Raw genomic sequence first — 20,915 nt, forward strand, 5'->3', positions numbered from 1 at the left:
TTGCGGTCAGGCGCGCAGGTGGCGGCCGCGTACAGCGCGAACTTGACTCCCGAGAACCGGCACTGTAGGCAAAGCCCTGCCGACGCGACCGAGGGGAACGAACCGAAAACCGACCGGAAGAAAAGCAATCGCAGGGCCCGTAGACGCAGCTCAGCGATGCGGCCGCCGGTGAGGGTGCGGCGGCGGGCTGCTGGCCAGTTGGTTGCGAACATGCCCGGGTGCGGTATCCAGTATCGGACCGGCTTGCGCTCGCAGCAGTCTGCCGCCGATTGCCGACATCCCCTGGCGCGCTTGCTATCCACCAGCATCGGCCTTGGCGGCCAGGCGAGCCCGCGCCCGCGCCCGCGCCCGCATCTGCACTCGCACTCGCACTCGCACTCGCACTCGCCAGCCTAGAATGCGCACTCTGGGACTGCCGCGCCGCCACGCGCTGGACCGGCGGCCGAGCCCGCCGAGTCGCCGGTACCGCACCACCAGTTTTGTACTTCTCCGGGCGGTTTTCGGTTCGTTCCCCTCGGTCGCGTCGGCAGGGCTTTGCCTACAGCGCCGGTGGCCGGGAGTCAAGTTCGCGCTATACAAACCGCAGCTTGCAGGCCCGACCGCAACCGCGCGGACTTTACTCCCGGCCACCGGTGCTGTACCCCTTGGGGCTGACGACGCGACCGTGGGGAACGAACCGCAACCACCTCAGGAACCGCCAGCGCAGGGCCCTGACCCGGCCACCCTATGGAACCGCGCCAGTTCCCCGAGGGAGCCGAGAGCCCCCGCCGGAGGCGCCGGGCTCTTCACCATAGCTCTTGACCTTGATCTTGCAGTTGATCTTGCAGTTGATCTTGCAGTTGATCTCGCTCTTGATCCTGCTTGTGTGCTCTTGCCCTGTGCTCGTGTTCTGACTTGCCGGTGTCGAAGAGGCCTGAGGTGGGGCGGGGTTGTGAACGCGGGAACCGGCAGCCGACAAACAGACCCGCCGCCCCAAACCCCGAACCGGCACAACCATAACCGAAGGCCGTAAAAAGCTTTGAAACCACAGCCCAACAGCAACCCGCCCCGCAAACTCCAGCCCTCAAGAAGACCCGAACCCCGAACAACCCATAGAACCCGAAGCCGCGAAGAACCCTTACTTCCAGTCGAAGCGATAAGCCCGGTAGGTGTTCACCCCAGCAGGGAACTCCGCGCTGAACACCACCGCACCGCTCCGGTCGAACTCGGAGACATACGGCAGCGCACCCCAGCCGACGAACGTCCGGCCGCCGCGCTCGGGCTGGGCGTTGCCCTGGGAGGACGCGATCAGGCCGGCGGGCTGGGCGTCGGCCCGGACCAGCGTCGCGGTGTGCTTCGCGGGGTCGAGTTTCACCGTGACGACCCGGCTGTAGGGGTAGTCGGAGACCGCGCCGGCGCCGGTGTTGGCGACGCCGGCGGACTCGTTGTCGAAGAAGGTGTAGCGGCCGCCGCCGAGGGGCTCGGGGTCGTGCTGCCAGGAGAAGAAGGCTGCGGCGTCGTTGAGTTGCTGGCCGGGGGCGGCCTGGGGTTTGAAGGAGCTCGCCTTGCCGCCGAGTTGCCACAGGACCTTGCCGGTCGCGTGCGAGATCTCGTAGGCGGTCCAGGTGTTGCGGGCGTCCACCAGCAGGTTGTCGCCGTCCTGCTTGACGGCGTTGATGTGGAACCAGTCCCAGGGCGTGTCCGGTGAGGAAGGCAGTGGCTGCTCGCTCTGGGTGTAGGGGACGTGGTCGGCGGCGTCCCACTGGAACAGGACCTTGCCGGTCGCGATGTCGATCTCCTGCACGACGCCGTCGATCACCTTCTGGTGGGATGAGCCGCCGAGCGCGGTGAGGTCGGCGGTCTTCTCCTTGTAGGCGAGGATCAGCGCGGTGTTGTGTGAGGTGATGGCGAACTCGTGGCCGTCGGCGGTGTAGCCGTTGCCGGCGTGGACTTCGGCGATCTGGTGGTAGTTCGCGTCGTAGATCACGTCGACACCGCTGGCCAGGCCGCCGAGGCCGGTTCCCTGCCACCAGGTCAGGACCGGCTTGCCGTGGTAGGTCTGCGCGCGGAAGTCGGCGGCGGACAGCCCGGCCGGGACCTCGTGGGACCAGACGGTCTTCTTGCCGTCCGGGCTCAGGATCTCCACGCCGTTGGCGTAGGTGCCGTCGGAGGAGGTCGGCGCGACGAATATCTTGCCGTTCCCGGCGCCGGCCGCGTCGGTCAGCACGGTCCACGCGGGCAGGTGCGGCGCGGCTGCGGCTGCGGCCGAGGCCGGGTCGGACGCGTGGGCGGTGGCCGCCGGGATGGCGCCGGCCATTGTGGCTGCGGCGATAAAAGCGGCGATCTGGACCTTCGGACGCGGGGTTTTGGGCATGCGGCCGACGGTAGCCAGCTCACCTGCGGCGACGACAACAGCGGCCGTAGCCTGAGACGTGCTCTGACGGAATGTGAGAACGCGCAGCCCGAGGCGGGCGTCACGGTGGTCGGGAGGGTGGGGATGGTCGCGATCGTCAGCGGTGGTCGCGGTGGTGGCGGTCAGCGGTAGCCAGCGGCGGTCGCGGCGGTCAGCGCACCCCGACCAGCCACAACACTTCCTCCACCGGCATCCCCGGAGACCGATGCCCGTCCCGCCCCGTCATGCTCCGCGAGGCGACCAGCACGTTGAGCACGGCCTCCTCCACGGCCTCGACCACCGCCTCGTAGAACGCGTCCATCCGGTTCCAGGGGATGAACCGCAGCTCGCCATAGCCGGGCTCGCCCTTGGGGAATCCCATGCCGCTGCCGAACGCGTCCTCGTTCGCGGTGGAGAAGGCCAGGAACAAGTCGCCGGAGAAGTGCGAACCGCTGGTCCCGGTGCGGGCCAGGCCGAGCGGGACGCGCCGGGCCAACGCGGTGCATTGCTGCGGCAGCAGCGGGGCGTCGGTGGCGATGACGACGATGACCGAGCCGGAGCCGGGCGGCTGGTGCCGTGCGGAGTCCTCCATCGGGTTGTCCGCCGACAGTTCCGGGCCGACGCGTGTGCCGCAGATCGTCAGCTCCCTGCGAGACCCGAAGTTGGCCTGCATGAACGCACCGACCGTATACGTCTGCGCACCGTAGTCGACGCGGCGCGAAGCGGTGCCGTTGCCGCCTTTGAAGCCGTAGCAGTTCATGCCGGTGCCGCCGCCCACGGAGCCCTCGGCGACCGGGCCGGTGCGGGCCGCGTCGATGGCGGCCACGGCGTGGTGCGGCTGCACGGTGGGGGCGTTGATGGCGTTCAGGTAGCCGTCCCAGGTCTCGGCCACGACCGGCAGCAGCCATTCCTCGGCGATCCGCGGCTTCTCGCGGACCGCCCAGTCGATCACGCCGCGGTGCGCCGGGCCGATCGCGTGCGTGTTGGTGACGAGCACCGGCAGGCGCAGGGTGCCGGTCTCGCTGAGCCAGGCGGTGCCGGTCATCTCGCCGTTGCCGTTGAGCGAGTACCAACCCGCGGCGCACGGGTTCTCGATGGTGGCCGGCGGGCGGGGCAGGATCGCGGTCACGCCGGTGCGGACAGCCTCGCCCTCGATGAGGGTGGTCTGGCCGACGTGGACGCCGGGGACGTCGGTGATCGCGTTGTGCGGGCCCGGGGTGCCGGGCAAGGGCAGGCCGAGGTCTCGGGCGCGGGGGTCGCGGGCACCGGAGTCGTCGGCGCCAAGGTCTCGGGCGCGGGAATCGTCGGCGCGAGGGTCGTCGGCATGGGAGTCGCGGGCGCGAGGCGTGCTGGGCATCGGTGTCAGTGTCCTTCCACGGCGGTCAAGTCGCAGCCGGTGGCGTCGGCGGCGTAGGCCAGCAGGATCGTCTCGGCCTCGCGGACGTCCAGCGGCGGCACGGCCTGGGTCAGGTGCAGCCCGAGGCCGTCCTCGAGCAGGACCAGGCTCCGGGCGATGGTGTTCGGGTCGCGGGTCGGCGTGAAGACGCCGGTGGCCGTGCCGGCTTCCAGGATCGCCACGTAGAGCGAGACCTGCCGCTCGTAGAGGCGGACGTGCTGCGCGGAGTACGCGGCGTCGCGGCGGGCGAAGGTACCCAGCTCCAGCAGCAGCCGGGCCAGTTCGTCATCGCTGCCGGCCGGCAGGCCCGACCGGATCATGCCGACCAGCCGCCGTCGCGGGTCCGGCTCGGCCCGGGCCGCCGCCTCCCGGTCGACGCAGAACCTTTCGACGGCCTCGCGCTGGACCTCGCGCAGTACGTCGCTCAGCGTCGGGAAGTAGTACTGGATCGCGCCGGGCGTCATCTCCGCGTGGTCGGCGACATCGCGCATCCGCAGCCCGGCGACGCCCCGGGCCAGGACCGCCTGGCGGGCCGCCTCGACCAGTTCGGCGCGCTTCTCGTGGGCTCTGCTCGGTCTCCCCATGGTTCGGAATTCTCTTGATTTTCGTCAAAGAACGCAAGCGGTTATCGTCGATCATGGATCGCCGGGTCGCCGGGAACGGGCAGGGAACAGAGGTTATCCACTCGTTATTAACTCTAGCCTTGACGCTGGCCCAAGGCGGGTTCTTTGATACTTCTTCAAAGAACCCCGATGGAAGGACGCTCCATGACGGCTTCCGGCACGTCCCCGTCCCGTTCCACCGACACCGACACCGACCCGCAGGGCCGGCCCCGGCTGCGCCGCGGTCTGAAGATGCTCGGCACGCTGTTCATCACGCTGTCCGCCACCACCCCGGCCTCGTCCGTGTTCATCATCAGCCCCGGCGTCGTCAGCCAGGCCGGCACCGGCGCGTTCTGGGCCCTCGCGGTGGCCGGCGTCGTCGGGGTCTTCATGGCGCTGGTCTACGCCGAGCTCTCCTCGGCGTTCCCGCTGTCCGGCGGCGAGTACGCGATCACCGCCCGCGCGCTCGGCAAGCTGCCGGGCTTCGTGGTCCTGGGGCTGATCCTGGTCACCCAGCTGCTGATCGTCGCCGTCATCGCCCTGGGCGTCGGCACCTACCTGGAGGTGCTGTTCCCGCATCTGGACGTCGCGGTCACCGCGGCCGTCACCACGCTGCTGGCCACCGCCCTGGCCGTGTTCGACATCAAGCTGAACGCCTGGGTGACCGGGATCTTCCTGGCCATCGAGATGGTCGCGCTGATCGTCGTCAGCGCCCTGGGTTTCCTGCACCCCAAGCGCTCGCTCGGCGACCTGATCGCGCACCCGGTGGCCGCCGCGGCCTCGGGTTCCACGGTCACCGCGGTCGGCGTCGGCACCATCGGCGCGGCCACCGCCGTCGCGATCTTCGCCTACAACGGCTACGGCTCGGCGGTCTACTTCGGCGAGGAGACGACGGACGCCCCGCGCAACATCTCCCGCACCATCTTGTGGGCACTGGGCATCACGGTCTTCGCCGAGCTGATCCCGACCACCGCCGTCCTGATCGGCGCCCCGAACCTGCCGAGCCTGTTCAGCGCGGGCAACATGATGAAGTACTTCATCACCGCCACCTCCAACTCGACGGTCAACGACGCGATCAGCCTGGCCGTGGTGGTCGCCATCTTCAACGCGGTCCTCGCCATCATCCTGGTGACCGCCCGCATGGTCTTCTCCACCGGCCGCGACGCCGCCTGGCCCGGCCCGGCCAGCCGCGCCCTGGCCGCCGTCCACCCCCGGTTCGGCAGCCCCTGGATCGCCACCATCCTCACCGGCGTGGTCAGCGCCGGGTTCTGTTTCGCGGACGACACCTTCCTGCTGGTGGTCACCTCCACCACGATCATCGCCGTCTACGCCGCGCTGGCGCTGTCCTCGATCGCCGGGCGCCGCAACGGATCCACCGCGCACGCGGCCTACCGGATGCCCGCGTGGCCGCTGGCACCGGTGCTGGCGCTGGGGGCGATCGGGTATGTGGTGTATGAGAACTTCCAGGATCCGAAGGTCGGGCGGCCGAGTCTGTGGACGACGATCGGGATCGCGGTGGTGTCGGCCGCGTACTACCTGATCGTGGTGCGGCGCCGCGGGGCCTGGGAGTTGCAGGGGGCTGAGGACGCGTAGCGACCGGCCCTGGCGAGCAGGCAGTAGCGACGGTGGTAGTAACCGGCCGTAGCGGCAGCGGTAGCGAGCGGCCGTAGCCACCGGCCCTAGCAACCAGCCGTAGCGGCGGCGGTAGCCATCGATCGGCCCTAGCGATCGGCCCGCGCGACTCCCCCGCGCTCAGCTGCCGCTCAGCCCGCCAGCCCCAACCGCTCCCGCTCGGCGCTGATCAGCTGCCGCCGCACCGTGGCGTCCGACAGGTCCTTGGCCTCGGGCACCGTCTCGGCGGTCTCGCTGCGCCGAGCGTAAGCGTCGAAAAGCCCTGACTTCGTCTCCAGGATCTCCAGCATCCGCTCGTCGACGCTGTCCGAGACCAGCAGCCGGTGCACCTGGACCCGGCGGATCTGGCCCATCCGGTGCGCCCGCGCGATCGCCTGCGTCTCCAGCGTGGGCTTGACCTGCGGCTCGCACAGGATGACCACGGAGGCGGCCTGCATGTTGAGTCCCACTCCCCCGGCCTGGATCTGACTGACGAGCACCGGCTGCCCCTTCGCCGCCGCGAACTCGTCGACCAGCTTCTGCCGGTGCTGCGGCGGCATGGAGCCGGTGAGCGGGCCGATGGCGCGGTCGCCGAGGGTGCGGCAGACCAGTTCCAGGACGTCCCGGAAGTAGGAGAACACCACCACCTTGCGGCCGTTGGCGCCGGCCTCGTCCGCGATCTCGACCAGCCGCCGCAGCTTGGCCGAGGACGCCGGGTCGCCCGAGGCGTAGGCGGCGCGCCGCATCGCCATGAAGTTGCGCGCCTGGACCGCCTCCCGATACGCCTCCGCGTCCTCGACCCCGAACTCCTCCCACTCGTCGATCTGCTGCATCTCCGGCAGCTCGGAGAGCACGTCCTCCTGGTTGCGGCGCAGGTAGGCCGGCGCCACCGCCTTGCGGAACGCCTCCGATCCCGCGACCGCGTCCAGCTGGTCCACCGACCCGACCAGATCCGGTTGCAGATAGCCGACCAGGTTGCAGAACTCCTCGACCCGGTTCTCCATCGGCGTGCCGGTCAGGAACAGCACCCGGTCCACCTGGTCGGTCCAGGCGCGGACCGCGGCCGAGCGCAGCGTGTCAGGGTTCTTCACATAGTGCGCCTCGTCGACGACCAGCATCCCGACCGTCAGCCGGCGCGGCAGGTCCAGCCCGGGAAGCGCCTCGAACGTGGTGATGCCGACGCCGCCGCCGGACACCCACGCGCGCAGGTTGTCAGCCTGCTTCGGTCCGTGCAGCCGGTGCGGCCGCAGGGTGCTGTGCGCACGGACCTCGCGCATCCAGTTGATCAGCACGCTGGCCGGGGCGACCACCAGGAAGTGCTTGGTGCCGGTGGCCCGCAGATGCGCCAGCGCGGCGATCGCCTCGACGGTCTTGCCGCAGCCCATCTCGTCGCCGATGATGACGCGCTCCTGGGCGAGGGCGAACCGCGCCCCGAAGTCCTGGTAGGCACGCAGCGAGACGCGCAGGTGCGTGCCGTCGAGCTTCTGCGCCGCCACCCGGTCGGCCAGCGTGACCGGCAGGAACCCGCGCGCCGCCTCGCCGTTCACCCGGGCCCCGGCGATGCGGCTCAGGGTGCTGAAATAGTCGGCGGAGCGCTTCTCGAAGTCGTTGCGGACGGTGCCGGGCCGGGGCGTCTTGGCCGCCCGCAGCTTGGCGTTCGCCGCCTCGATCCGCTCCAGTTCGCCGATCACCTTGGGATCGGCCAGCAACTCCTCCAGCCGCGTGACCGCGTCCTGCGCCTCCTCACGCCGCATCCGGCCGGTCAGCGCGCGCCGCATCCGGCTGCTCAGCGGTCGGGCGGCGGCGGCCAGACCCGCCAGCGCGCCGCCGATCCGCCCGGCCGGTTCGCGCACCCGCAGCAGCACCCGGTCCGCGGCGTGGACCCGATACAGCGCGCTGAGCAGCGCGGCGGCCTCCTCGACCCGCAGGTCCAGGTCGGCGGTGACGTGCGTGCTCTCGGTGGCGGCCTCGGCGATCCGGCGCGCGGCTTCGGCGGTGCGCTGGGCGCCTTTCGCCCCGATGCCCGGTACCGCCTGGAGCTCGGCGGGCGAGGCTTCGACGAGCTCTGCGATGGAGGTGTAACCGGCCTCCGTGAGCTGCCGCACCGGAATCCGCGCGCCGGTCACATCCCGCAGCCGCTCCACGGGGATCGCCCGCAGCCGGCCCCGCACGGCGGTCGCATGAGAGGCCTGATACGCGTCGCGGACATCCTGGTGCCGCCGCTCCTCGCCCTCGTTCAATTCGCGAATGGCGGCCTGAGCCGTCGTCGCTGAACTCAGCGCGGCCTTCACTGCCGATGGTCGGGTCAACACCGAGCCAGGCTATCGGCAGGCTTAGACAACCCGCTCAGAGCGCACTACCGGTAACGCGTGGCCAGCTCAGGGCTCTGCGCGCCGAACGCCGCGAGATCGGCCCGGAACACCGCGTCCAGCAGCGATGCGTCCTCGACGCCGGGCGCGACGACGGTCTCGCCCAACTCCAGCCCGCGCAGGCTGGCGGTGACCACGTCATCGGCGCTCATCCGGGGCACGGCGCTCAGGTCCAGGCCCTGGACCTCGTGGAACTCGGTGGCCACGACCCCCGGGCACACGACCTGCACGCCCACCCCGGTGCCCTCAAGCTCGGCGCCGAGCGTCTGCGACAGCGCGACCAGATAGGCGAGGCTGCCGCCGTAGATGGCGCGCCGGGGCATCTGCGAGTGCGGGGCGGGGCCTGCGAACGCGATCATCCCGGCCACGTTGATGATCGTGCCCGCGCCGCGCTCCAGCATCCCCGGGACGGCGGCCCGGGTGAGCATGGTCGGTGCCAGGACCTTGACGCTCACCAGCTCGCTCGCCTGGTCGGTGGGCAGGTCGGCCAGCGGCATGTAGTGCGCGACGCCGGCGTTGTTGATCAGGAGGTCGACCGGCTCGGTCGCGAGCACCCCGGCGACCTCGTCGATACCGGCGGCGGTGGCCAGATCGGCGGTCACGGTGCGCACCTTGACCTCGGGATGCGCCTGGGCGAAGGCCGCCAGCCGGTCCGTGCGGCGCCCGACGACCACCAGGTCGTAGCCCTCGGTGGCCAGTCGCCGGGCGAACGCGGCGCCGATTCCGGAGGTGGCGCCGGTGACGAGTGCGAGCTTGTTCATGGGTGCTTTCCTTTCAGCACGGCTCTGGTTGAGCCGGGTCGTCTTCCTTGGTGTGCGGCTGACACTCATGCGCTTAGTCGGCGCACCAGCTTCGGCAGCCCGTTGGCCCCGGCCAACCCGCGGGCGGTGATCGCGGCGGCGTCCACCCCGGCCTGGCGCATCGCGGCGTCGAACAGCTCCATGTCCAATGCCTCCACCCCCGACAGGTGCTCGACGTTGTCCGGCGTCACCATCGTGTTCAGCAACGTCAGGGCGGTGCTGGCGGCGCTGCCGAGCTTGAGCACGTCAGCCACGCGCGCGGCGTCCAGGCCCAGCGGGCCGGTCAGCTCCACGATGTCGGCGACGGCGGCCTGGTTCAGCATCAGCAGCGCGTTGTTCAGCAGCTTCGCCAGCTGCCCGGAGCCCGCGGCGCCGAGGTGCACCACGTGGCCGGAGAACGCCGCGAACACCGGCTCGCAGTGCCGCGCCGCCGACTCCGGCCCGCCGACCAGCGTGGTCAGCCGCCGCTCGACCGCGCCCGGGCGACCGCCGCTGACCGGCGCGTCCAGCACCTCGACGCCGGCCGGTGCGCAGAGCTCGGTGAGGCGCACGGCGGCTGCCGGGAGGCCGGTGCCGTGGTTGACCAGCACCGCCCCCGGCCGCATGGCCGCCAGCAGACCGCCGGTAACCAGGTCGAACACGTCCTCGTCGGTGCTGACGCACAGCGCGACGATGTCGGCGGCCATGGCTAGGTCGCTCAGGGTGTCGTGGGCGGTGTGCGGCACGCCGCGCAGGCCGTCCAGCGATGCCGGGCGCCGAGCCCAGACGTGCAGCGGGAACCCGGCCTCGGCGACGGCGCGCGCCATCGGCAGGCCCTGGTCCCCCAGCCCGATGAAGCCGACCGCCGGAGCGGCCCCGGCCGCCGGCGGGGCGTCGTTCCCACCCCCGGGGAGAGGTGATCGTTGTCCGTCCATGCCTCAAGGCTGCGGTCTGGCGTCGTCACCAGCCAGATGTCGCGTCTTCCTGGGACTACCGGTACCAGGAAGACCCCGCGCGCGGCGGCCATACTGGATGACATGGCGACCACGCAGTTCGGAGAGGCTGTGCGGCGGTGGCGCGACCGGGTCTCCCCGCAGGACGCCGGGCTGCCCGTCGGCGGCCACCGCCGCGCTCCCGGGCTGCGGCGCGAGGAACTGGCGCTGCTGGCCGGGATCTCGGTGGACTACATCACCCGCCTGGAGCAGGGCCGGGCCGTCAACCCCTCGGAGCAGATCATCGAGGCGCTGGCCAGGGCCCTGCGACTGTCGGACGCCGAGCGTGCGCTGCTGTTCCGGCTCGGTGGGCTCCAGCCCCCGGGCCCGGAGCGGGTCTCGGCGCGTATCACCCCGAGCGTGCAGCGGCTGCTGGATCGGATGACCGGCACGCCGGTGGCCGTGTTCGACGCGGCCTGGACGCTGCTGGTGGCCAACCCGCCCTACGCCGCGCTGATGGGCGACCCGTCGGGATGGCGCGGCCTGGAGCGGAACGCGGTGTGGCGCAACTTCCTCGGACTCAACAACCGTGTGCGGCACACCCCGGAATCCCGCGCGGCCTTCCTGTCCGCGATGGCCGCCGATCTGCGCTCGGTCGCCGCGACCTACCCGAACGATCCGCGACTCAAGCAGCTGGTCAGCGCACTACTTGAGTCCAGCGAGACGTTCGCCGAGCTGTGGAGCACCGGCGGCACCGGGGTGCACGAGACCGCCCGCAAGACGATCCGGCACCCCTACGTCGGCGACGTCACGCTCGACTGCGACGTCCTCACCGTGGCCGGCAGCGACCTGCACATCATGGTCTACTCCGCCGAGCCCGGGACCGGGGACGCCGAGCGGCTGGCGCTGATCACCGCGCTGGGCACGCAGTCGCTCGATACGCGGTCGCTGGTCGGGTGACCGGCTCGGCCGATACGCGGTCGCTGGTCGGGTGACCGGCTCGGGTGACCGGGTCGGCATCGGAAGGCCACCCGGTCGACCGACCGAGGTCTTTCAGACCGCGGGCACCAAGGTCTCTCGGACCGCGAGCACGGTGTCCAGCCAGTCGAACGTGCACTGGTGGAACAGCGCCACGGCGCCCTCGTGGCAGTGCTCGCCGCCACCCTCGTCCTCCCGGAACCTGATCAGCTGCTTCGGGCTGGTCAGCGCGTCGAAGAGGCGTTGCGGCTGGCCGTCGAAGAACACGTCGACCTCGGCTTCCAATACCAGCATCGGACAGGTGATCCGATCGGCGATCCCGGCCATCGTGTAGCTCTGCGTCGCCTTGATGAGCTCGTCGGGGTCGTCGATACCGAAGTTCCACCGGCCGTTGTCCATTAGCCAGCGCACGAACGTGCTCTGCGCCTTCAGCTCGGCCAGGCCGCCGGGGAGCTCGGCGGCGCGCCGCGCGGTCGCCTGGAAGACCTCGGAGAGGTCGTAGACGCCGTCGTGCAGCACGCAGGCGGCCAAGCGGTGGTCGAACGCGACCGCGCGAGCCGCGAGGTAGCCGCCCATGCTGGTGCCGATCAACGCGACGCGGGCGGCGTCCACCTCGGGCAGGGCGAGGACGAAGTCGACGACGGGGGTGACCACGGCCTCCCAGTCCGGGCGGAAGTGCAGGCCCTGCTCCCGGATCGTCGAGCCCTGACCCGGGCCATCGAAGGCCAGGACGTGGTAGCCGCGCCGCAGCGCGCCGGCGGCCAGTGCGAGGTAGTCCTCTTCCAGGCTGGAGTCGAAGCCGCCGTGGTAGATGACGGTAGGGCGGGGCTGGCCGGAGTCATCGGCGAGGAACAGGTAGGCGGGGAGCGTCGTGTCCTCATAGGGGATGCGCACGTAGCGGGCCGGGATGTCGAGCAGCGCCGCGGCGTCGGCGAAGGTCTGCTGCGAGGCCTTGGCCAGCCGCGCCGATTCGGCGTCGTTCGCCGGGTCTTCGCGCCGGTAGAAGTCGGCGGTCCGGTAGTAGTTCGACGCGCGCAGCAGCGCCTCGCGCGCGCTGACCCGGTGCCCGGCGGCCAGCGCGTCCCGGCCGACGCGCTCCACGCGCGCCGCGGTCGCCGCCCACTGCGCGGACCAGGCCTGCTCGTCGCCTTCGGGGATCTGCCGGCAGGTGACCAGCACCTCGCCGAGTTCGGCGCCGCCGTAGGTGGCGTAACCGGCGGTCCTGAGCGCTTCGAAGGAGAAGGACTCTTCGTCGTAGAGGAACTTCATGGTGTGACCTCCCCATCTTCGGAACGATACGGTTCCGTTCCGTTGAGCACGAAGCTAGCACCGCCGCCAATGGAACGCAACCGTTCCGTTCGGTTAGACTGCGGGCATGGCAACCACGCGCACCGCGACCGGCGGAGCAGCCTTGCGGCAGAAAGTGACCGACGCGATCAGGGACGCGGTCTTCACCGAGCTCGCGGAGGTCGGCTACCCGGGCCTGTCCATGGAGGCCGTGGCTCGGCGGGCCGGCGTCGGCAAGGCCGCGCTCTACCGGCGCTGGGCCTCCAAGCAGGAGATGCTGACCGAACTGCTCCGGCAGGCGGTCGAGGACACCCTGCCCCCGCTCCCGGACACCGGCGCCCTGCACAGCGATCTACGCCAGTACTTCGGCACCATGCGCGGCCAGCTGGCCCACCCGGTGGTCAGCACCATCGGGACCGGCCTGATCGCCGAGTCCCGCCGCAGCGACGCCTTCGGGGAGGCGCTGCGCCGCGACGTCGCGGCCCCGCGGCGGGCAGCGGCGCGGGCGATGCTGCGGACGGCGATCGAGCGGGGCGAGCTGTCGGAGCGGCTGGACATGGAACTCGCCGCCGATCTGCTGATCGCCCCGTTGGGATTCCGGGTGCTGGTCATGGACGAGGACAGCGGCGAGGAGTACTTGGACGTGCTGACGACCACGATCGAGGCGGCGCTGAAGGCCGCAGTGCGCTGAAGCCGCAGTGCGCTGATATCCAGCCCGCTGATGGCTAGTAGCTAGTAGCTCGTATCTGATGGCTAGTAGCTGATAGCTGACAGCCGATATTTGATAGCTGACAGCGGTATTGGGGGTTGGGTTGCGACTGCGGGCGCGGGTTCAGACGGGCTTCAGGCGCTCTCACCCTCGTGCGAAGCCGCCTCCCGCGCTGCCCGGTTGGCCAACACATCGTCCATGTGCGATTCAGCCCAAGCCCGCATCCCCCGCACCATCTGATGCAGCGACCGCCCGAGTTCGGTCAGCTCATAGGTGACCGTGACCGGCACGGTCGGCGTCACAGTCCGGGTGATCAGCCCGTCCTGCTCCAACGACCGCAGCGTCTGGGTGAGCATCTTCTGGCTCACGCCGACCAGCAGCCGCGACAGCTCCGAGTACCGCAGCGGCCGGGACACGCCGGGGTCCGCCTGCGACGCCTCGTCGCCGCCCAGCGCGCACAGGATCAGCGTGACCCACTTGTCGGTGATCCGGTCGAGGAGCTGGCGGCTCGGGCAGACCGCCAGGAACGCGTTGTACTCCACCTTGGCCTGAGCCCGCTTCTGGGCCGCCGTCGTCGTGGCCATCGATCGTTCCTCCCACCCGCTGGTGCCTTACGCACCTTGGAGTGCGTACTTCCCGATGGGAAGCTGCATATCCATACTGGAGCAACAGGCCTTTGGGCACCACCCCTGTTGACCACGAAAGACACGGGCATGAGCACCTTCTCCCCTTCGCCTTCCGCCTCCACTTCGCCTTCCACCCCCACCCTTCCCGGCGGCACCTGGGACCTGGGCGACCTGACCGTCACCCGCTTCGGCTACGGCGCCATGCAGCTGGCCGGCCCCGGCGTCATGGGACCGCCCGCCGACCGCGACGGCGCGCTGGCCGTGCTGCGCGCCGCCGTCGAGCTCGGCATCACCCACATCGACACCGCCGACGCCTACGGGCCGCACATCACCAACCAGCTGATCCGCGAGGCGCTGCACCCTTACCCCGACCCGCTGCGCATCGTGACGAAGGTCGGCGCCACCCGCGACGCGCAGGGCGGCTGGCCGCCGGCCCGCGAGCCCGAGGCGTTGCGCCGGGCCGTGCGCGACAACCTGGAAACCCTCGGCCTGGACGCGCTCGACGTGGTCAACCTCCGCCTCGGCAACGCGCAGGGACCGCAGCCCGGCTCCCTCGCCGAGGCCTTCGGCACGCTGGTCGACCTCCAGCGCGACGGCCTGATCCGGCACCTCGGCGTCAGCAACGCCACGGCGGAGCAGGTCGCCGAGGCGCGCGGCATCGCGCCGATCGTGTGCGTGCAGAACATGTACAACCTCGCCTACCGCGGCGACGACGGCCTCATCGCCTCCCTCGCCGAGGCCGGCATCGCCTACGTGCCCTTCTTCCCGCTCGGCGGCTTCAGCCCGCTGCAATCCGAAGCGCTGTCGGCGGTAGCTGCGCGGCTGGCCAGCACGCCGATGTCGGTCGCGCTGGCCTGGCTGCTGCGGCGCTCGCCGAACATCCTGCTGATCGCCGGGACGTCGTCTACCGCGCATCTACGGGAGAACATCGTCGGGGCGGGGCTCTCGCTGTCCGACGAGGACCTTGGCGAGTTGGACAAGATCGGCCGCTGAACAGGTTTGCCGCTTCACCCGATATCACCGCTATTCACCGCTACAGCAGCTATACACCGCTATCGCCGCTATTCAACCGTCAGCACGATCTTGCCTTGGATATGCCCGCGCGCGGCCCGCTCGTGCGCGCGGGCCGCCTCCGACAGCGGGAACGTGCTGTCGATGGCGACGCTCAGCGTGCCCGCGTCCAGCAGGTATGCGAGTTCGGCCAGCTGCGCGCCGTTCGAGCGCACTTGGGTGAGCGAGGTCGTGACGCCGAGCCGCGCCGTCTCCTCGGGGTCGTAGTCCGCGAGGAACACCGGATACAGCGCCCCGCCGCGCTTGAGCGTGCGCAGCAGGCGGCTGCTGGCCGGGCCGCCGACGGTGTCCAGGACCAGATCGACGTCGTGCGCCACGTCCTCGGGCTTGGTGCTGGTGTAGTCGATGAACTCGTCCGCGCCGAGCTTGCGCAGGAACTCCTCGTGCGAGCCCGACGCCACCGCGATGACCCTGGCCCCCTTCCACTTCGCGATCTGGAGCGCGAGGTGGCCGACGCCGCCGGCCGCACCGTTGACCAACACTGTCGATGCCGGGCCGAGGGGCATGGGGCTGTGCTGCGCCGGCTGGAACGGCGACGGGTGGTCGTGGCCGAGCTCGATGAGGAACTGCCATGCGGTCAGCCCGGCCATCGGAAAGCCCGCGGCGTGGACGTGGTCGATCCCGGTCGGCTTGACGGCCAGGTCGGAGGCGCGCGCCGCGACGTACTCGGCGTAGCCGTGGCCGTCCAGGCTGGGGAAGCGCAGCAGGCCGTAGACCTCGTCCCCGACGGCGAAGCCGGTCACGTCGTCGGCGACCTCCTCCACGACGCCGGACACGTCGGTGCCGAGAATCGCGGGCAGCTGCATCGGCGGCCTCAGATGCTCCGGGATGGTGGACATCCCGTCGCGCACATACCAGTCGGGCGGGTTGATCCCGGCAGCGTGGACCCGCACCAACACCTCGCCCGGCTTCAGCTCCGGACGCGGCACGTCCTCGTAACGCAGCACGTCAGGGCCGCCGAACTCGCGCAGCACAACGGCCTTCATCAGGGTCTCGGGCATCGTTTTCCCACTTCCCGCCGCGGACGGCTAGAATAATCGGAGCAGTGCTCCGAATATATCTGGAGCAGTGCTCCGCTTGTCAAGGAAGGGCTATGCGAGCTGACGCCAAGAAGAACTTCGACCACCTCCTGGCCACCGCGCGCGACGTCGTCGCCGAACACGGCGCCGACGCCTCACTGCGCGATGTGGCACGCCGGGCCGACGTCGGCCTGGGCACGCTCTACCGGCACTTCCCGACCCGGGAGGCGCTGCTGGACGCACTGCTGCGCTCAACGTTCGACGAGCTGACCGCGAAGGCGGACGAACTGGGGAAAACCAGCTCGCCGACCGACGCACTGACGATCTGGCTACGCGACTGCGTCGCCGGCGCCACCCAGATCCGGGGCATCACACCGCTGATGATGACCGCGATGGAGGACCCTGAGTCAGCGCTGCACGCCTCGTGCGTCACGATGCGCGCGGCCGGCGCGCGCCTGCTGGCGCGCGCGCAGGACGAGGGCTCGGCCCGCGAGGACCTCGACGGCGGCGACCTGTTCGCGCTGGTCGGGGCGCTGGCGTGGCTCGGCGATCTGCCCGCCACCGCGTCCCGGGCCGGGCACTTGCTTGAGGTGGTGACGAGCGCGGTTCTGACTCGGTGAGCCCGGCCCGGGACGCGGTGGCCGCGGGGAGCCGCCGGCAGCCGCGTCTGTACAGCTATGCTGTACAGATAGGTTCACTATCGGTTCACCGTCAGAGAGGCCCGGGAGGCATGGACGACACCCTCGCCGAGGACCTGCGGCACGCCATCGGCGAGTTGGTGCGGGCCGCACGGACCGCCGACACCATGCCGGCCGGCGAGGCCGCGATCCTCGGGCACCTCGACCGCGGCGGTCCGCAGACCACCGCCGAGTTGGCGCACCAACGAGGGGTGACGCACCAGTCGGCGTCCAAATCGGTCAAACAACTCCTGGCCGAGGACCTCGTACGCATCGAGCCACACGAGACCGACGGCCGCAAGCTGCTGCTGCACATCACCGACCTCGGCCGCACGCGCCTGGCCGAGGAGCGTGCGCAGCGGGCCGACTGGCTCGACACGGCGATCCGGGACACGCTCAAGCCAGCGGAGCGGGAGCTGCTTCAGCAGTGCGTTCCCTTGCTGCGCGGGCTCACCGCACACATCACAGGGCACTGACGGCCGGAACAGGCATCAAAGAGCCCTGATCGAACCACAAAGGTCTTACAAAGACCCCTCTAATATGCGGGTCTCGTTGTCACGCCGTCCTGGCCTTCTCGACGTCCGGTGATCGATGCCGTGAGTCCGGTACCCAGTTAGGCTGGATGCGGTCACGGGATGGAGGTCGGTGTAGGTGACGGAACTTGCTGAGCGTCTGAGGCTATTTGAACCGCTGCTCGACGATTTGGCGACCGTATTCTGCCCCAGTGTGAGCTGGCAGACAGAGACCTCTGGCGATCCCGTCTTCGATGCCTACAGTCGCTGCGAAGCCAAGCGGTTCAAGATTGGCGAGGCCTGCGCGACCGGCCGTGGGGCTGTGCAAGAGCATACCGATCAGATCATGCACGCCATCGCCCACGACCACTGTCCTAGTGGTGACCGTCAGCTGATCGAACCGCTCGTGAGAAGCCTCGGCGCCCGGGAAGTCATGGAACGCGTTCTCGACTATCTCGAAACCGGTTCAACTGCCGAGCGGATGGGCGCTGCGATGGCCTGGTATTGGGCCGTCCCCTCCGTGCAGTACGCGACGGTGGAAGAGCTGCATGCCGACCTGGAGACGCGCGGTCCAGACAAGGGCGCGACCCGTGTCGCACTCAGCCCGCTGGCGCCGACGCCAGCAGATAGCAACGCTGAAGCCCGAGCGCTCCGCCGTGAGCTGGAACCTCGTTTCCGAGTTGGGTGCCTGCGAGCGTTCCTCGCTTCCAACGCCCCAGAGGATCGCTTGTATCTTTCGAGTAAGTTCACGCTCAATCTCGCCGAATACCCACCCGCCCTGCATGCCGAGGTGGAAAGGGCTGCGCAGATCGCCGCGACCGATCCAGAGCACCATCGGCACCGAGACGTCACCGGCTGACGATCAGCTGGCAAGCCCCGGATCAGCTGAGCGACCATTCTGACCGGAAACGCGAGATCGCGGAAGAGAAGTCACCCACACAACCACAGAGATCCGACAGAGATCCCACAGAGACCTCACAAAGACTCAGTCTCACCGATACCGAGGTGCCGGTACTGCGAGCCGGTCCCCGGCCCGCCATCTCCGAGCAGCCCCCCGACCATGGCCCGCCCCACCTCGTTGAGCGCCCCGTCGTGGATGGCGCGTACCCGGGCCGGAGCGACTTCGCGCACGTAGTCGACCAGCTGCCCGGTCGTCGACCAGGGTCCGTGGACCGGCAGCAGGAGCGTGTCCACCGGCGTGCCGGGGACGGTCAGCGCGTCTCCGGGGTGGAACACCGTGCCGTCGATCAGGAAGCCGATGTTGGCGACGCGCGGGATGTCCCGGTGGAGAACCGCGTGCCAGGTGCCGTGTACCAGGATCTCGAAGCCCTGCGCGGTGAAGACCGAGCCGTCGCCGACGGTCCGCACCTCGCCGCCGAAGCCGGCCAGCTTCGCCGCGACCGCGCTGTTGGTCCAGACCCGCAGCTCGTGCTCGGCGGCGGCCGCGCGCAGCGTCGCCTCGGAGAAGTGATCGAAGTGCTCGTGGGTGACCAGCACGTCGGTGACGCCGGCCAGCACGGCCGGATCGGTCAGGCCGCCGGGGTCGATGACCAGGCGGCGGTCGTCGGCTTCGAGGGCCACGCAGGCATGTCCGTACTTGGTGATCTGCATGGCTTCACGCTAACAGTTATACATCCTGGTTGTACAACCAAGTTACATAGTTTGCGTGACGGCCTGCCGCGCGTCATACCGCAGGAGCCCCGGGACCACGGCGGCGAGCAGCCCGATCCCGGCCAGGCAGGCCAAGCCGCCGGAGACCACCGAGACCCGCGGGGTGAACGCGGTGGCCGCCGCACCGGACTCCAGATCGCCCAGGCGCGGGCCGCCCGCGACGACCACCATGTAGACGCCCTGAAGCCGGCCCTGCATCCCCGGCGGCGTCGCGACCTGCATCATCGTCGACCGGTACACGGCGCTGACCTGATCCGCGCCGCCGGCCAGGGCCAGCATGAGCAGTCCGACCCACAGCACCGACACCGCCCCGAACGCGGCGATGGACCCGCCCCACACCACGATCGCCAGCACGACGCCCAGGCCCTGTCTGCGGACCCGGGTCAACAAGCCGCCGAACCCGGTCACCAGCAATGCCCCGGCTGCGGGCGCCGCGTACATGAGGCTGGCCGTGGTCGCGCCGCCGTGGTACTGGCCGTAGGCCAGGGCCGGATACAGCGCCTTGGGCATCCCGAAGATCATGGCGTTGATATCGGCCAGGAACGAGGCGGTGATGATGCGCTCGCCCCGGATGAAGCGCAAGCCCTCCAGAACCGAGGCCAGCCCGGCGCGCGGCGCGTCCACAGCGGCTGGCAGCGCGGGCAGCCGCAGCACCGCGTAGAGCGCGGCGAAGAACGTCAGCACGTCGATGCCGTACGCCCACTGGAAGCCGCCGACCCCGACCGCCACCCCGGCCAGCAGCGGGCCGAGGATGACCGACAACGTGGTGCTGCCGTAGGACAGCGTGTTGGCCGCCGACAGCTTCTCAGCGCGAACCAGGACCGGGGTCAGCGAGCGCCGGGCCGGGCCGTCCACGGCGGCGAATCCGGCCTGCGTCGCCACACAGACCAGCAGCAACGGCACGTTGCGCAGCCCGGCCGCGGCCTGCGCGAAGAGCACGAGGCTGACCGCCATCGTGCCGACCGAGGTGATCAGCAGCAGCTTGCGCCGGTCGACCGCGTCCGCGATCGCCCCGCCGTACAGGCCGAAGAAGATCAGCGGGAGCAGCGCGGTCAGGCTGGCCAGGCCGACATCCAGCGAGGAGTGCGTGATCGCGTACACCTGGAGCGGGACGGCGACCTGCGTCACCTGCGTACCGATCGAGGACACCGCCTGCCCGCCGAACAACCGCCGGTAGGCAGGAGACTCCCGAAGCGGGGAGATGTCGGAGACGGCTGATCGGGCTATTCGACCCAGGCGGGTGGTAAGACTCACCGCCGCATGGTATCTGTGACGGCTCGACGCTTGATCCACGCTGGCGCGGGTCCATAGACGCCATCAGCCAAAACGATCCTGCGATGTAGACAGCCACGGCTACGAGTGTGTGCTCAGCGCTTCGGCCAGAACCAGAGCGGCGAGTCCAGCAGGCCCTGGCCGGGTAGGACCGTCTCGCCGTTGACCTTCTCCAGCCCGATCATCCCCACGTCGCGGTGCAGCTTCGCCGCCGCGCGTCCGATGGCCTCGATCAGGCCGCCGGCGTGCGAGACCACGATGATCTGGCTGTGCTCGGACACCGCCGCGATGAGCGCGCCCAGGGGTGGCAGGAGCTCGGGGTGCAGGCTGGTCTCGGGCTCGTTGAAGACCAGCAGGTCCGCCGGGCGCGGGCTGAGCAGGGCGGCGGCGAGTAGGAGGTAGCGGAGCGTGCCGTCGGACAGTTCGGGGGCGCCGAGCGGACGTAGCAGGCCGGGTTGGCGTAGCTGGAGGGTGAAGCGGCCGTCGTCGCCGACCTGGATGTGGAGGCGGCTGCCTGGGAACGCGGCGTCGACCGCCTCATCCAGTGCCGGGCCGCGGCCGGTCGCCACGATGGTCTGGAGTGCGGCGGCCAGGTCGGCGCCGTCGTGCGCCAGGACCGGGGTGCGGGTGCCGATCTGCGGGGCGCGGGCCGGGGCGTCGGCGTCGGTGCGGAAGTGGTCGTAGAAGCGCCAGGAGCGGATGCGTTCCCGGATGCGGAACAGTTCCGGGGCGGCCTCGGGGTCGGCGAATTCGCTCAGCATGCTGTCGAACTGCTGGATCGGAGTGGGCTTGGCGGCCCACTTCCCGTCGGCGCCGCGGATTCGGATGGCGTCGTTGTGCCGCTCGATGAGCGAGGTCGCCGGGCGCAGCACCGGCCCGCTCCACACCGCCTCGGTCTTGATCGCCGGGTCCAGGTTGAACTTCGCGGCCTCCGGATCGCCGCTGGGCACCGGCAGGCCGAGGTCGATCGCGTAGCCGAACTCGTCGCCCCCGAACCCCAACCGCAGGCCGACCGGCACGCTGCGCACCGTCC

The 20,915-nt window shown here is 70.2% G+C and carries 19 protein-coding genes; 7 read left to right on the plus strand and 12 right to left on the minus strand.

Going from position 1 to position 20,915, the window contains the following annotated elements; all coding sequences use genetic code 11:
- Positions 1 to 1,117: 1,117 nt before the first annotated feature.
- The 3 genes from IZR01_RS36040 to IZR01_RS36050 all read right to left on the minus strand — a co-directional run bounded on the left by IZR01_RS36040 (position 1,118) and on the right by IZR01_RS36050 (position 4,351).
- Positions 1,118 to 2,353, minus strand: coding sequence for an arylsulfotransferase family protein (locus IZR01_RS36040; protein WP_194926455.1), 1,236 nt, complete (start codon positions 2,351 to 2,353; stop codon positions 1,118 to 1,120).
- 190 nt (positions 2,354 to 2,543) lie between these two features.
- Positions 2,544 to 3,728, minus strand: coding sequence for a DmpA family aminopeptidase (locus IZR01_RS36045; protein ID WP_194926456.1), 1,185 nt, complete (start codon positions 3,726 to 3,728; stop codon positions 2,544 to 2,546).
- Between the two features lie 5 nt (positions 3,729 to 3,733).
- Positions 3,734 to 4,351, minus strand: coding sequence for a TetR/AcrR family transcriptional regulator (locus IZR01_RS36050; RefSeq protein WP_194926457.1), 618 nt, complete (start codon positions 4,349 to 4,351; stop codon positions 3,734 to 3,736).
- 183 nt (positions 4,352 to 4,534) lie between these two features.
- Between IZR01_RS36050 and IZR01_RS36055 the strand changes: the two genes are divergently transcribed.
- On the plus strand, positions 4,535 to 5,962 hold the full coding sequence (locus tag IZR01_RS36055; protein ID WP_194926458.1) for an APC family permease: 1,428 nt from the start codon (positions 4,535 to 4,537) through the stop codon (positions 5,960 to 5,962).
- 170 nt (positions 5,963 to 6,132) lie between these two features.
- Here IZR01_RS36055 and IZR01_RS36060 read toward each other — a convergent pair whose 3' ends face one another.
- From IZR01_RS36060 to IZR01_RS36070, 3 genes are all read right to left on the minus strand, one after another.
- On the minus strand, positions 6,133 to 8,292 hold the full coding sequence (locus IZR01_RS36060; protein ID WP_194926459.1) for a DEAD/DEAH box helicase: 2,160 nt from the start codon (positions 8,290 to 8,292) through the stop codon (positions 6,133 to 6,135).
- A gap of 44 nt (positions 8,293 to 8,336) precedes the next feature.
- On the minus strand, positions 8,337 to 9,110 hold the full coding sequence (locus tag IZR01_RS36065; RefSeq protein ID WP_194926460.1) for an SDR family NAD(P)-dependent oxidoreductase: 774 nt from the start codon (positions 9,108 to 9,110) through the stop codon (positions 8,337 to 8,339).
- A 65-nt stretch (positions 9,111 to 9,175) separates the two neighbouring features.
- The gene (locus IZR01_RS36070) at positions 9,176 to 10,063 is read right to left on the minus strand and encodes an NAD(P)-dependent oxidoreductase (RefSeq protein ID WP_194926461.1); all 888 of its coding nucleotides are present in this window, start codon (positions 10,061 to 10,063) and stop codon (positions 9,176 to 9,178) included.
- Positions 10,064 to 10,165: 102 nt separating this feature from the next.
- On the opposite strand from IZR01_RS36070, the gene IZR01_RS36075 reads away from it, so the two are divergent.
- The gene (locus tag IZR01_RS36075; protein WP_194926462.1) at positions 10,166 to 11,020 is read left to right on the plus strand and encodes a helix-turn-helix transcriptional regulator; all 855 of its coding nucleotides are present in this window, start codon (positions 10,166 to 10,168) and stop codon (positions 11,018 to 11,020) included.
- Between the two features lie 93 nt (positions 11,021 to 11,113).
- Here the strand turns inward: IZR01_RS36075 and IZR01_RS36080 are convergent, their stop codons facing one another.
- Positions 11,114 to 12,307: an alpha/beta hydrolase family protein gene (locus IZR01_RS36080; protein ID WP_194926463.1), complete on the minus strand. Its 1,194-nt coding sequence runs from the start codon at positions 12,305 to 12,307 to the stop codon at positions 11,114 to 11,116.
- Positions 12,308 to 12,413: 106 nt separating this feature from the next.
- Between IZR01_RS36080 and IZR01_RS36085 the strand changes: the two genes are divergently transcribed.
- Positions 12,414 to 13,016, plus strand: a complete 603-nt coding sequence (locus IZR01_RS36085) for a TetR/AcrR family transcriptional regulator (RefSeq protein WP_194895852.1) — start codon at positions 12,414 to 12,416, stop codon at positions 13,014 to 13,016.
- A gap of 152 nt (positions 13,017 to 13,168) precedes the next feature.
- Here IZR01_RS36085 and IZR01_RS36090 read toward each other — a convergent pair whose 3' ends face one another.
- Positions 13,169 to 13,618 (minus strand): winged helix-turn-helix transcriptional regulator, encoded by a 450-nt coding sequence (locus tag IZR01_RS36090; protein WP_194895851.1) that lies wholly within the window; start codon positions 13,616 to 13,618, stop codon positions 13,169 to 13,171.
- Positions 13,619 to 13,747: 129 nt separating this feature from the next.
- On the opposite strand from IZR01_RS36090, the gene IZR01_RS36095 reads away from it, so the two are divergent.
- Complete coding sequence (locus tag IZR01_RS36095) at positions 13,748 to 14,653, plus strand: aldo/keto reductase family oxidoreductase (protein ID WP_194926464.1); 906 nt, start codon at positions 13,748 to 13,750, stop codon at positions 14,651 to 14,653.
- A 68-nt stretch (positions 14,654 to 14,721) separates the two neighbouring features.
- On the opposite strand, the gene IZR01_RS36100 is transcribed toward IZR01_RS36095, so the two are convergent.
- A complete protein-coding gene (locus IZR01_RS36100) occupies positions 14,722 to 15,732 on the minus strand; it encodes an NADP-dependent oxidoreductase (RefSeq protein ID WP_228560981.1) in 1,011 nt (336 codons plus the stop codon).
- 92 nt (positions 15,733 to 15,824) lie between these two features.
- Here IZR01_RS36100 and IZR01_RS36105 point away from each other — a divergent pair, with 92 nt between their 5' ends.
- The 3 genes from IZR01_RS36105 (at position 15,825) to IZR01_RS36115 (ending at position 17,798) form a co-directional block, all read left to right on the plus strand.
- On the plus strand, positions 15,825 to 16,370 hold the full coding sequence (locus IZR01_RS36105) for a TetR/AcrR family transcriptional regulator (protein ID WP_194926465.1): 546 nt from the start codon (positions 15,825 to 15,827) through the stop codon (positions 16,368 to 16,370).
- A gap of 110 nt (positions 16,371 to 16,480) precedes the next feature.
- On the plus strand, positions 16,481 to 16,903 hold the full coding sequence (locus IZR01_RS36110) for a MarR family winged helix-turn-helix transcriptional regulator (protein ID WP_194926466.1): 423 nt from the start codon (positions 16,481 to 16,483) through the stop codon (positions 16,901 to 16,903).
- A gap of 175 nt (positions 16,904 to 17,078) precedes the next feature.
- Positions 17,079 to 17,798, plus strand: coding sequence for a hypothetical protein (locus tag IZR01_RS36115; RefSeq protein ID WP_194926467.1), 720 nt, complete (start codon positions 17,079 to 17,081; stop codon positions 17,796 to 17,798).
- Between the two features lie 116 nt (positions 17,799 to 17,914).
- Here the strand turns inward: IZR01_RS36115 and IZR01_RS36120 are convergent, their stop codons facing one another.
- The 3 genes from IZR01_RS36120 to IZR01_RS36130 form a co-directional block, all read right to left on the minus strand.
- Positions 17,915 to 18,550 carry an MBL fold metallo-hydrolase gene (locus tag IZR01_RS36120; RefSeq protein WP_194926468.1) on the minus strand — a complete coding sequence of 212 codons (636 nt, stop codon included), beginning with the start codon at positions 18,548 to 18,550 and terminating at the stop codon, positions 17,915 to 17,917.
- 42 nt (positions 18,551 to 18,592) lie between these two features.
- Positions 18,593 to 19,864, minus strand: a complete 1,272-nt coding sequence (locus IZR01_RS36125) for an MFS transporter (RefSeq protein WP_194926469.1) — start codon at positions 19,862 to 19,864, stop codon at positions 18,593 to 18,595.
- A gap of 113 nt (positions 19,865 to 19,977) precedes the next feature.
- A partial coding sequence (locus IZR01_RS36130) for an AAA family ATPase (RefSeq protein WP_194926470.1) occupies positions 19,978 to 20,915 on the minus strand: 938 nt, incomplete at its 5' end.

The organism is Catenulispora pinisilvae, from assembly GCF_015356865.1.
GTDB classification, from domain to species: Bacteria; Actinomycetota; Actinomycetes; order Streptomycetales; family Catenulisporaceae; genus Catenulispora; species Catenulispora pinisilvae.

Excerpts from the sequence above, each read along its gene's own strand:
- IZR01_RS36090 (WP_194895851.1), bottom strand. The coding sequence starts at position 13,618 with ATGGCCACGACGACGGCGGCCCAGAAGCGGGCTCAGGCCAAGGTGGAG.
- IZR01_RS36040 (WP_194926455.1), bottom strand. The coding sequence starts at position 2,353 with ATGCCCAAAACCCCGCGTCCGAAGGTCCAGATCGCCGCTTTTATCGCC.
- IZR01_RS36065 (WP_194926460.1), bottom strand. The coding sequence starts at position 9,110 with ATGAACAAGCTCGCACTCGTCACCGGCGCCACCTCCGGAATCGGCGCC.
- IZR01_RS36120 (WP_194926468.1), bottom strand. The coding sequence starts at position 18,550 with ATGCAGATCACCAAGTACGGACATGCCTGCGTGGCCCTCGAAGCCGAC.
- IZR01_RS36095 (WP_194926464.1), top strand. The coding sequence starts at position 13,748 with ATGAGCACCTTCTCCCCTTCGCCTTCCGCCTCCACTTCGCCTTCCACC.
- IZR01_RS36055 (WP_194926458.1), top strand. The coding sequence starts at position 4,535 with ATGACGGCTTCCGGCACGTCCCCGTCCCGTTCCACCGACACCGACACC.
- IZR01_RS36100 (WP_228560981.1), bottom strand. The coding sequence starts at position 15,732 with ATGCCCGAGACCCTGATGAAGGCCGTTGTGCTGCGCGAGTTCGGCGGC.
- IZR01_RS36105 (WP_194926465.1), top strand. The coding sequence starts at position 15,825 with ATGCGAGCTGACGCCAAGAAGAACTTCGACCACCTCCTGGCCACCGCG.
- IZR01_RS36070 (WP_194926461.1), bottom strand. The coding sequence starts at position 10,063 with ATGGACGGACAACGATCACCTCTCCCCGGGGGTGGGAACGACGCCCCG.
- IZR01_RS36050 (WP_194926457.1), bottom strand. The coding sequence starts at position 4,351 with ATGGGGAGACCGAGCAGAGCCCACGAGAAGCGCGCCGAACTGGTCGAG.
- IZR01_RS36110 (WP_194926466.1), top strand. The coding sequence starts at position 16,481 with ATGGACGACACCCTCGCCGAGGACCTGCGGCACGCCATCGGCGAGTTG.
- IZR01_RS36085 (WP_194895852.1), top strand. The coding sequence starts at position 12,414 with ATGGCAACCACGCGCACCGCGACCGGCGGAGCAGCCTTGCGGCAGAAA.
- IZR01_RS36080 (WP_194926463.1), bottom strand. The coding sequence starts at position 12,307 with ATGAAGTTCCTCTACGACGAAGAGTCCTTCTCCTTCGAAGCGCTCAGG.
- IZR01_RS36045 (WP_194926456.1), bottom strand. The coding sequence starts at position 3,728 with ATGCCCAGCACGCCTCGCGCCCGCGACTCCCATGCCGACGACCCTCGC.
- IZR01_RS36075 (WP_194926462.1), top strand. The coding sequence starts at position 10,166 with ATGGCGACCACGCAGTTCGGAGAGGCTGTGCGGCGGTGGCGCGACCGG.